At 56.2% G+C, this 11,775-nt stretch carries 3 protein-coding genes; all 3 read right to left on the reverse strand.

Annotation, left to right across the window (positions count from 1 at the left end; translation table 11 throughout):
* Window positions 1–40 precede the first annotated feature (40 nt).
* Window positions 41–5,149 (reverse strand): hypothetical protein, encoded by a 5,109-nt coding sequence (locus tag RHM61_RS09465; protein ID WP_322251082.1) that lies wholly within the window; start codon window positions 5,147–5,149, stop codon window positions 41–43.
* A 404-nt stretch (window positions 5,150–5,553) separates the two neighbouring features.
* Window positions 5,554–10,419 carry a hypothetical protein gene (locus RHM61_RS09470; protein WP_322250865.1) on the reverse strand — a complete coding sequence of 1,622 codons (4,866 nt, stop codon included), beginning with the start codon at window positions 10,417–10,419 and terminating at the stop codon, window positions 5,554–5,556.
* A 110-nt stretch (window positions 10,420–10,529) separates the two neighbouring features.
* Window positions 10,530–11,453, reverse strand: a complete 924-nt coding sequence (locus RHM61_RS09475; protein ID WP_322250866.1) for a hypothetical protein — start codon at window positions 11,451–11,453, stop codon at window positions 10,530–10,532.
* Window positions 11,454–11,775: the final 322 nt, after the last annotated feature.

Here is an 11,775-nt window from a genome sequence, read left to right on the forward strand (position 1 = left end):
ACTCAGCTACTTCGGTGTGCGCGTCGGCGTTTACGCGATGTCAATGATCCCAAGGCAAGGGATACACACGCCAGAAAATATCGCGCTCGTTCTTCGGTAAGTGCAGCAATTGTTCGCGCATTGCGGCGCTGATTTGCGCGGTGCACGAGTAACTGTGATAACCATCGATACCGAGTAATTTTTCTTCCCAGTGCGTGGCGATGCTGCTGCTGGCCGGGTCAGGCAGTACGGCCGGATTCAATTTGGCCGCAGTGTTGAGAAATGCCGTAGCCAATCCGCGCAGCGGTAACGGCGACTCGAATTCGACACCGAAGATACTGCTCGAAGAAGCGTGGGTCAGCATCGCGGCCAAGCCGAACAGCAAGGCCCCTTGTTCCGTCGCTGGGCTGTTTTGCATCAGGAAATTCTCCAGCACTTGCTGTGTGAAGGCCGGGGTCAGCAGGCGCCGTGCCCGTTTTGCCGGATCGGCGTGCGGCAGAATCATGGTTTCAAAGCGATCGCTGAGCAGCGCCATGTCCGGCTGAGTCAGATATTTTTTGGTATATTTGGGAGTCTGCATCGCCGCGATCAAGTCAGTTTTGAATTGTTCCGGCAACTGCAGTAAATCGATGAAGCTCAAACGCCGTCCTTGTTGCCGTGTCTGACTATAAATACGGCCTAATAGCGGGAATTGATGAAACACCGCTTCATCGGTACCGAGCAAAGATTTTTCCGCCGGACTCAAATTTTGAAAAGCTTCATGATTCTCACTACGTCCGAAATAGGCAAAATTTTTCCATAGCTCGGGATCATCATGGACTGTTTCCGATAGCAGGCCGTCCGCATGCGCAGCCGGTAAGCTGACTAGCAAACGCCCGGAAGGGGTGCTCAAAACACGCACGGTTTGTTCTATCGCTAAGTCAGGGTTGTCGCCGGGATCCATGATCAAGCTGATTTCTTCTCTGGTCTCTGGGGGCAGTTGCAACCAAGCGCGGCGCGCAATTTGTCGTGACAAATCTTGCAGACCGATATGGCTGGCAGCCTGTCCGCGCACGATTAATTGATTGATCAAACCACTGTGTTGAAAGACGAAATTTTCCTTGTTCATTTCTGTTCTTACATGTAATGCCAATGCCTGCAGTTTGAGTCGGTTGTTACTTTCCAGTAAGGTCGATTCTGCTTGCAGTATGGCTTGTGGCAGTAATTGACTTTCGATGAAACGCAGTACCATCGGATCTTGCATATAACAATCGTCTTCTTTGAGCAAGACATCGGAAAAGGAATCGAGATACGGACCCAAAGGCAAATTTTTTCGCATCAAGTGTTCTAACAAGGAACGCATGGCCGGCACTTTGATTTTAGGCTCGGCAATGTGATCGATGGCGCGCAGCAGTGAACCGGTAGCAGGGTTGGCGAGATGATGGAAATGTATGTCGAGCAAGCGTTGCTGTTCATTGATATGGCGAAGCGCGGCAATTTCATTGACGATGGGCCAGACGAAATCGATCTCACTGTAAGCATCGAAACGGGCATCTTGAAAACGCGTGCGCATGTCGATTACGACATCGCGCCAGCGTACCGCACGCAGATCGGCATGTTGCAAATCCATGCCTTTGAGATTGATATTGCTTAATTCTGAACCGCGCAGATAGCCGACTCCATTGAGCGAGCGGGCGAGTGCGAGACTGAGACTGCCGCCACTGACATCGGAAAAATTGATGCCTACCGGTTTCATGCGCAGCTTTTCAGCAACGGCTTTTTCCAATGTCAGGCGATCGACATAACCGCTATCATATTGTGCCGCGCCCAGTTTACTGCGCCACGGGTGGTAATCGATATGCCAGCGTTGAAACTGATCGATCTTCAAGGGTGCCCGGCGTATCACCGGTGGTGCCGAGCGATCATTGCTGAGTTCGTTCCAGATCAAGTCATAGCCCTGGGTTGCATCAGGTTGTAGCACGGCATACGCTGGCGCAACGTTGGAGCGGCGCAGCGCGGTTTCAGCAATCGTGCGTGGCGAGCTAGGAATAAAATCGTAGCTGAGATAATGCGCACTCTCATGGCTGCGTAAGGAGGAAAACGAAGCCGGCGTCACTTTGTCGTTGCGATGGACTAATACCACGCGGTCGTGAAACACATTGCGTGGCTGAATCTGTAAGGCGATCGCCCCGGTCAGTTCCGATAAGCCAGGGACTTCTACTCGCTCTCCGCTACTGTCAGAACGTTCGGAAGTCATGGTGTTGACGTGGGCTTCGCCGGTGAGGGCGACGAATTTCTCATGGCCTTTGAGGGTGTTGTGGATCGCGGTTTGAAATAGAAAATTGCTGACCTTCAGATCTGCCACGGTTTCCTCAAAACTGGCGTCTGAGGTGGCAAACACATGGCGCAGCATATTGGATTGTCCGCGGCCGGAGGTGAAGGCGCTAGGGCGATAGCGGTCTGGTACGCTCGACACCAGCGTATCCATACAGTGGATGCGCATACCGAGTTCGGTGGCGCGTGCGACTGTCATCGTATAGGGGCGAAACGCCTGTTCAGGATGAGCAGTTTGACGCAGTAAATCCTCATCTTTACGTTGTAAGGCGGAGAGCATACGTGGTGGCATGCCGGCCGCCAGGTTTTTGCGGTAGGCCAGTAAATCGTTGTGAAACTGTTCGGCGGGCAAACTTTGTATGTAGACACGGCGCACGCCGTGTTGTTGCAAGCGTGGTAAATTATGGTATAAAAATTCCAAGGCGCTGGCTGGGTGGTAGGCCTCGACCCCGACCACGATACCGGGCGCGCTGTGTAACATGCCAGAAAACAGATCTTCCAAACTGACCATGGTGCCGGGCGTGTGCGGGTAAGGAGGACGGTGCAGGCGCGGCGATGCAGCAAAGTAACGGTTGGCATCGCTGAGTAATTTCTCACGTTGGCGATGCCAACTGCTGAGGACGGGATCGCCGTGGTATTTGTCAATATTTACATCGAAGGCTTGTTCGAATTCATGCTGCAGGCGCAGCACATTGCGCTGCAGATTGTCGCCCTCGCTCCAGCTTGCCGGTAAGCGGTATGCCGACAAGGGGTCGTTGCCGAAGCTCAGTTGTTGGCGCAGACGCGTAAAACGACTGGTGCTGGCCGGGTTGATGCAAGCCGCTTCAGGTTTGTCGGCGCGTTTCCCGCGCGTTCGCTCTGTTTGTGTTGCCGTTTGTGTTGCCGTTTGTGTGTTAGTTTGTGTCGGGTTTTGCGCGCCAGCATAGGACACGACTTCCGCCTTCACCAATTCCATGCCATGTTGATCCGCGCCGCGTCTGCGGGTCAAACGTAGGGTGCTGTTTTGTGGCAAAACAAAGCTGCAACGCGCTCGCTGCTGCCGTTCCAGCCAATGATAGCGGGCTGCCGCGCTATCTTGCCATTCAAATTCCGGCGTCGTCACGAATTGTTCGCCATGCACGTTCAAATGGAGGTGTTGACCAAGCGAAAAATGGCTGAGATCAAACAGGAAATCGCGCTCGCCGGCGATGCCGCCGCCGGCCATCTCAATCAAGTGACGACTGAGACGCTGGGTCGCGCCAGGTGCGGCGATGGTTTCGTAGATTGTTACGTTGGCCAGAAAGGGTGTATCGAAGCCGGTGCCACGGCCCATCGTGAACACTAGACGCGCGTCCCCCTTGACTTGCAGATCAGCCAGATGGCCGAGCAGGCGCGGTTGATCTGGCCTGGTGGCGGCCAGCAAGGCACCGCTGATGTGATCATAGACTACCGCTGCCTCGGCGTGGCGCAGGCCATCGATCAACTGCGCTTGTCGCCAGCGTTCTTGTAGCAGCAGATGGTCTTGTCTATCGGCACGTTTCGTCCGTTGCAACAGACTGCCGATGCTTGGGTAACGCCGTCCATTGATCTCGATTCCAGATGGCGGGAAAATCGGAATCGCCAGGGTCATCCGGTCATTCTTGCGAATTTGTAAGTTACCCCGCGTACCGAGATAAAACTGGTAGTCGGGCAAGCGTTCCAGGTGTAAGCGCAGAGGGGCCGGATCGACCAAGTCGGATGGCAATTTGGGTGCATTGTGGAAGATGAATTTTCCTTCCAAATCATTCGGTATGCGAAACAGTTCAGTGCCGGGGGTGATATGCAAAGACTCGCGGGCGTCGACACTCCAGAGTGTCACTTCGGCACTGCGCTTGCTGCAGCGTAGCGTGCGGCGATGACCGCGTAATTCGATGTGATAGTCGCCCGACATCAGAGTCCCGACGTCCCCTTCGCCGACGCTGAGTACATCACCGCTCTCGCTATGGCGCAGCAAATGCTGGTACGCCGTGTCGCCGGGATGCGTGCTCGCACCCAGATAGGCGAACTGGCCTTGTGCGTAGCGGCTCGGGATGGCGATCAGTTGCTGTTGGAAAGAAAGATAAAAATAGCCACCGGTACCGGCCTGGCTGATCCACAGTAAACCAGCCTCACCCTCGACCGGCAGTGGCTGAAATTGCATTCCAGAAAATCGTTGTGCTTGCGCTGGCGTCAGCGCGAGCGCGAAACGCGCCTGCGAACGACTGCCTGGCGGCGGCATGTCGCGCGCGGGACGATACAGTTCCAGCCAAGCGCTGGGTTGATTCTGGCTGTCTGGACTGGCTTGGCGCAGCATCAGCCAATGCTGCTGCTGCGTCTTGATGAATTGGCTGGGTTCGGTACAATGTAAGCTCTCGCCTGTTGCCGCGCGCCAGATCACGCCATGCGCCGGATCTTGATCGGAATGGGCCAGCACCGGCAGGCAGTTTGGGCGCGGGCAGACATAGCTGGCCGCTGCTGCGCGCAAAGCGCGTTCATCGCTCAGTTGCGGCCAGCGCAAGGCGGCGATGCGGGCGCAGGCCTGGTCGACCTCGATGTCGTAGCGCAGCGCCGGTTTGCTGGGCTGATCGGCATGCCACTGCGGCCGCTGATCGTGCAGTTCTTGATAGATCTCGAGGTGACGCGCCAGATCGGCTAAGCGGGCATTGAACTGTGCGCTTTGCTCGAGTTGGTAATGGCTGGCCAGCGCGCGCACACTGAAATACCGACTACCAGGCAGATCCGGGCGCAGCGCTTGATTCAATGGCGATAGTCGACTCACTTCCAGCGTCACGCGGTGCAAGCGTTGAGCAATTTCACTGACACCTTGGACATCGATGCCGTCATGCTTGGCAGCGCGCATGTCGCGATCACGCACGCTCAATAGGAGCTCGCGGTAGGCGCTGAGATCGCGCAAGGCGACCGCGGCGGCGCTGCGCTGTGCCTCGGCGGGTGTGGCCGCTGTCGCATTGTTGGCATGCAGCGTGCGGAGCGTGCTGCCTTCCTGAAGTCGCCAGAGACCGTCACCTAGTGGCAGTAATTGCGCCGCCCCATTATCCCAGCATGGGCCGATGGCGGCGTCAAAGCTGAACCAGCCTTTGTGGAGTTTCAAGCCAGAGAAAAAGGCCGGCGTCAAGACGTCGGTGAGGGCGCTGGCTTGATTCACGGTCCAGCGCAGCAAGTGATTTTCTCGCACTGCCAGATAATGCTGTTCGTCTGTGCTGCCGAGATAGCGCAAGGAATCGGCCGCCACACCGGCTTCGAGCGTCAGCCAATGCTGTGTTTCGGGCGCATAGAGCGACAGCCGCGCAGTGTTGACGGCGCGGTCGGGCTCAAACCAGTGCACGCACAGTACCTGTGCCAGTGGTGCCGGCGCGGCCAGTAAGGCGCTCTGCAGTGTGGCCGGGCTTGGCATGGGGTTTTTTTCGGCCAGTGGATGCGCCTCACCTCGCGTTCGGCCGTGGCCGTGGCTTGCAGTTGGAATAGACCGGTTTGTTCGCTACGGTCGGCCACAAAATCTTCCAAGCGCGCTTGGGTCAGCGCCAGTTGACGATCGATTTTCTGCCATTGCGCCGCGTCGAGCGGGCTGCTGGCATTGCGTGCTGCGCCGCGCTGCAAATCGGCCGGTAGCAGCGCGGCGAGTGCGCTATCGAGTGGAAACCGACCGAGTGCGCTATCCCAGCGGCGGCGCTCTTCGGCGCGGGCATCGTTCAGTGGTTCACGTTGCAGATAGGCGAGTGCGACCCGGCCATCGTTGTTGAGCATGACGTGCGGGGTATGTTCACCTTGCCGGTTTTGCTCTTGCAGTTGCGGCCATGCTGCGCGCACGGCCCGCACATCGTTGAGATGGGCGCACACCTGCAGGTAGCGCAAGGAAGGCAGCGCCGGCAACGCTACGCTGCGCTGTTGGCCGTCATGGTCGAACCATTGCCCACTACTGTGGCGGTACACCAGCCAGCGCCGACCATCGCCGCGCGCGGCGCGCAGTACATACTCGGGCGGCACATGCGGCAGCGCCGGCGGTAGCAGCAGACTGGTACTCATGTCGTCGCTCCAACGCCCTTGTATTACTTCGCGACGTAAACTTAAGCCGGCATGATTGATGACTACCGGGAAATCGGCCGCAACCAAGCCGGCCGGCAGCGCGGTGTTGGCGCTGAGGTCGGCAACGTGCAGATGAAAAATTTGGGTGCTACGGTAAGCACTGAGAAAATCTTGATGGCAACGCTTGATCAAGCTCATGATGTCCGCCGCGCTGACTAACACTTCTTCATATTCGAGATGGGTGCGTAACAAGGCTTTTTTTTGCGTCCGACGATGGGCTGGAATATCTAGTGACCATGCTTCCTCGGGGCCGCCGGCAAACAAGGGATACAGTTCGGTAGCGAAGAAGACATCGAGGGTGCTGTTGTTGATGCGCAGATCGGCAGCACGGATCGTGCTTTGACTGGTTTTGCTCCAACGCTCAACGAAAAAATCCAGCCTTTGCCGCCATAGCATCTCGAATTCTTTGCGCGGCAGCGAGACATTTTCGCGCTCTATGGTCAATTGTGAAGGCTGTTCGGGGGAAATGGAAAACAACAGCCGTTCCGCGGTGCTGCCGAGTGATAAGCGGTCCAGCGTCAGTTGCAGTACGATGGCACCCCCTGCGCTGCTCAGCGCCGTCTGTTTCAGTGCCGGGCTCAGCAAGAGTGTGGTGGCCAGTGGCGTCGTGCTGTGATAATGCAAAGAGCACAGGCCGGCATGGGCGCTGTTATTGCTGGGCTTTGGCAGCAATAGCATGGGTGTTTCGGCGATGACGGTTTTTTTGGTGGGATGACCAACCCGTATCAATGACTGTATCACCGTACTATAAAACACCGCGTTGCTGATGCTGTAGTAGCGCCCGTAACGTTGCACAAACTGGGCACGCTGCGGGTCATTTGCATACAGAAAATGGTAGCGATAAGAATCGCCCTGAATCGGCACCAGAGTTTGATCAGGGACGAGATCAAGTTGGACCGTCACTAAGCTGTGATCGGCCGGCAAGGCGAGTCTTCGCTCACCGTCCGACAGACGCAAGACTTCGCTCAAGGGGAGCGGCGTATTTTGGCTCAGGTACGGGCTGCGCGGACGCTGTAACGGCGGGTCGAGGCGAAAGGCTTGACGAAGATAAGCTGGCGACTTTTGTGCACTGGCACTGCTCCACTTACGTTCCAGCATTAATTCATTCGCCGGTTCGATAGGTTGATGGGCCAGCCATTGCATCGGTGACAGCAGATACACGAGCGTGGAGAGAAAATCCGGTTCGTTGACGACGCTGCGTGCGAGGTCTTCGGCGACCAGTCCTTGCATGATGGAAATGGCACCGCGGCGGTAGCGGCAGCTGGTTTTATCGACTACCAGCCAATTGACCGGTGCTTGCGCGTTGGTAGCGAGCGAGGCCAAGCCATGTGCTGTGGTTTCTTGTAAGGCCAGTGGTGTTTCGAAGGCAGAAAAAACGGTCTCGAGTTCGGCGCAGACGGCGTTGGCTTTGGCCGCCATATCGCGGATTTCGTAGATCCAATCACGGAATTCCAGTCCGGCTTGGTAGGCAAACGCCAGCGGATTGATATCGGCCGCCAGCATGGCCGCGACATTGAGCGCGCTACCGAAACCGTCGCTGATGAAACTGTCCCAAGCGCGCTGCTGCTGTTGTGGCGATAAATTGCCGCTTTGTAATTCGTCCGCGCTTTGCTTGAGTTTCAGAAAAGCATCGACCAACTGCGTGCCGCTCAATAATTGACTCAAACGCTGTGCGTGATGGCCGACGCGTTCCCAGCGTGCCAAGCTGGCAGACTCATGGACCAAGGCGGGTTCAACGGTTTGCCTTTGGCGCATTAATTTCAGTTGGATATAGTGCTCACTCAAATCGGCTACTGAGCTCATCAGTGCCAGCGCTGAGGCCGTGGAATTGAGCCCGGTGACGGCGCTGTCTTCAATTTGGCGCAGATCGTAGAAGGTTTGACCGATGCGCAAGAGACCGCTCAGCGGTGCTGCGTGCGCTGGCGACGAACTGCTGAAATCGCGCGTCAAGCCTTCCATGCGGTGTTGCCCGACCGAATTGAGTAAGTCCGTTTCCGTGACGACGCGGTGAAATTGTTGGCCATCGCTGCCTTGATGGATAAAGTCTATGCTGCCGTCGGCCAGACGATCGAGTCCAACCAATTCGGCATCGCGTACATGCAGGCTGGTCAAGTCGCGCCAGAAACGGGTTTGGGTAAAGTCGATGACGCGCTCACTCAATGGCGGTGTGAGTTCGAGTTGTTCGAGCGCGTAGTTGTGATCCTGCTGGCGCTGTGCTGCGGCGGCCTCAAGTTCGGCCTCGTTGGCCTGGCGTTGACATTGCGCCGCTTGCAGTTGCCTGAGCAGGGACATGAACGCCATTACAGGCAAAGCCAACGGTGAGGTGGCTTTTTTCCAGCTCAGCAGCGCCAGTGGCAGGCTCAAACCCGCTAAGGCGCTGCTGCTGGCCGCGACAGTCTGGGCCTGAGGGGCTGATGGTACCGCTGACTTGTCTGCTGCGTCTAAGGGCGGCACCAGCAGTGCTTGGCTCAGCCATTGGAAGTGCATGAGCGCGGCGGTCTGTTGCTGTAAATTAGTATCGCGCAGATAGCTGCGACGAAACGCCGGGTAGCTTTGTTGCGGGATAGTGACGTGTTGCGCTTCCCATTGTTCGCGCAGTTGTTGTAAAGAATCAGCTTGTGCGGCGATCAATTCCTGGGCGATGCTGTGGAAGGCCAAGATGGTTTCTTGATCGGGATGGGTGCGTTGCCGAGTCAACCATTGTTGGTAGGCGAATTGGCTTAGTTGTTTGATCACGCTGGCCGTCTCCAGCGGCGCGAGTTGGTGGTTAAACGCCGCTTTGACCGCTCGTTCGCGCGTCGCTCTGTGTGCTTGCAACTGTTGGCCCGTCAGCGCGGCCCCGGCAACGCTGGCACCGGCCGCTAAAACCTGGCTCAGTACAATCAAGCCGAAACCGGCCCAGGTGGTGCTGCTCCATGGTGTCGCGCAGCTGGGCAGGGAGAGTCGGTGGCTCTGGCGTAAATCGGCGAGCGCGGCCGTGAGCGGCGCGTTATTGCCTTGCAGCCAGATCGACCCATGCCAGCAGTGCAAGGCCCCGGCGCACAGATAATCGAAGTCTTCGGCGCGCTGTACGAGTGGGCGAAATAATTCGGTATAACGGTATTGGCTCAGTGTCGGTAGTTTGCCTGCAGCATCAGCGATGGCATGGCCAATACGCCGGTAGGCGCGGGTCAGCTGTGTCGTTTGCAACTGTACTTGGTGTAACTCGGCGGCCTGCGCTGCAGCATAGGCGGGTAATTTCTCGCGTAAGTTTTCGGTATCTTTGCGCAGCGCCGCGTGCAGTTTTTGTACTGCTGACAGCGCACTGGCGAGTGCCTCGCGGGCAGCGCCAGCGGCAAGGGTTTGTTGCAGTGCTTCCCAGTGCGCGCTTTGGCTCATACTACTCGTGAGTAATTGCTCTTGCGCAGTAATTTGGGCGGCGTCGAGGTCGCGGTAATGCTCGCCGGGGCGGGTACTGCGCAACCAGGCAGTGATCGCGTTCAGGTAGTCTTTGCTGCGCGCATCGTTGAACTCTTCGCTATGCTGGAGTGCCTGTTCGATCTGCCTGACTTGACTCTTGAGTTCGGCGCGGGCGACGCCCGCATCGATCTGATCGAGTAGCACGTGCTGTCGCGTCAGGGCCTGTTGGCGTTTTTTTTCTATGCATTGCGCCTGTCTGACTGCCGGCCAACGTTCCAATTGCTGCGCCAATTTTTGCAAGCGCTGCTCGATGTGGCTGCTGCGCTGACGTAACGCGGCATCGGTTTGCCATAGTTGTTCGCGTGCCGTTTCCAGACTGCGTAATTGCCGTGCCTGCACGCAGCGCTCGTCCTGGCTGAGATTACTAAGACTACGAGCACGAAAAAAATTCACTATTCTGTGCCACATAGCAGCTTGCGGCCTCGCCCTGGCAGTAGCGTCATGCGACAACTGCACATCACTGTTATTGATGCGCGTGATCGTCATGCGCGGCAGCTGACTGGCATTAGCGCTGTTTCCAAATAGTCGGATGGAGGGCGATAGACTGCTTTCTGAAAGAGATTCAATCATGGCGATTTCCTAACAGGGAGATGGACGCCAAGATCGCAGAATGAGCTTTCGTGCTCATTCAAAATTCGTTCATTCAGAAAGTGGCGGCGTTTGGTCTGGCAGGACACGGCTCATCCACGTTGCCGAGGCGTTTGGCCGGCCGTACCGAACAGTGTCAGCATGCCCAAGATCGCCAAGGTATTGCCGCAACCTGCGCGCGCCGCCGATTCTAAGGTCAAGGCAATGCGCGGGGCGTTGAGCAGATTGAATGCGCAAGCTGCTGCTTCGGCCGTGGCGCTGAGGTACTGATCGTCAATGCCAGAGCGGTGCAGGCATTTTGTTGGTTTTTGGCTTGGTATGCGTTGCAGCATGGATGGCGGGGATTTTTGTCTGGCGACTGCCGTGTTCTGAGTGATGTCGAGCAAGACGAGTTGCAGGCGCTGCTCATGTTTCTCGGCATATGCAGAAATCGATGCGCGCAATGCTCGCAAGCTTGCATGATCACATGGCGTTTGGCGCGCCGCTTGTAAGGCGCGGTAAAAATCGGTGGGCGCTTGCCATTTTCCATTTTGCAAACAACGATAAGCGGCACCTTCTATACACAATACCGGGGTAGAAAAATCCTTGATGCCTAATTGCTTAGTGGAAAGTTGTTGCGGTGCTTCGCCGGCCCGATAGCGCGTCCCTTGTTCCCGCTTGCTATCGATCAGAATTACCTGTCGGCATACGCCAGCTTCTACGCACAGGTAGGCGAGACAATGCGCACTGTGGGCGCGCGTTTTCAGTGCCAGTATCAGGTCATTTTGCCGGGACGAAATATTGGATGCCAGCTGCCGCTTGCCGGCACGACGCATCTGCGTGAAGGCCTTGCTTGGCGGCTGTGTCAAGCTAAGACTGACCGGCGCGATGCAGCGCAGTTGATGGTTATACACGCGTTGCCGTAATCCTAAACGACGTGCGGGTCTGCGCAAATCGCTCGCAGAAAAATGGTAAGTGAGACAGAGAAAATGCTCAGTGAATGTTGCGGCCTTGGCGCTAAGGGGGAGATGAAACATGGCTTTCCTTAAAATGCTGGCGACACCGGCGTGTGTGCCAATTTGTTGGAGAAGTAACAATATGACAGCAGGTGTTTAGTTCCTCTTTCAGAAAACGACCACATTCAACACGGCCCACATGGTGTGCTTTGTTTATCAAACAAACTGCCGAAATAGCTCAATGCATTGCTGAACGCCAATCATAAAAAAGCTTGTAAAAAAATACAAAAGAAAAAAGTAGACTAAATAACGCATTTTGAATCGCCTTTAAATAGCAGTTTTTGAAAACAGTTTTTAGCCGGAAACATAACGTTGTTTTTTTTACTATAAACTTATAAAAAAG

Origin of the sequence: Undibacterium sp. CCC3.4 (assembly GCF_034347425.1) — a bacterium.
Lineage (GTDB): Bacteria > Pseudomonadota > Gammaproteobacteria > Burkholderiales > Burkholderiaceae_D > Undibacterium.

Bases quoted from the DNA above. Each gene is read 5' to 3' on its own strand.
- RHM61_RS09470 (WP_322250865.1), bottom strand. From the start codon at position 10,419: ATGATTGAATCTCTTTCAGAAAGCAGTCTATCGCCCTCCATCCGACTA.
- RHM61_RS09465 (WP_322251082.1), bottom strand. From the start codon at position 5,149: ATGCGCGCTGCCAAGCATGACGGCATCGATGTCCAAGGTGTCAGTGAA.
- RHM61_RS09475 (WP_322250866.1), bottom strand. From the start codon at position 11,453: ATGTTTCATCTCCCCCTTAGCGCCAAGGCCGCAACATTCACTGAGCAT.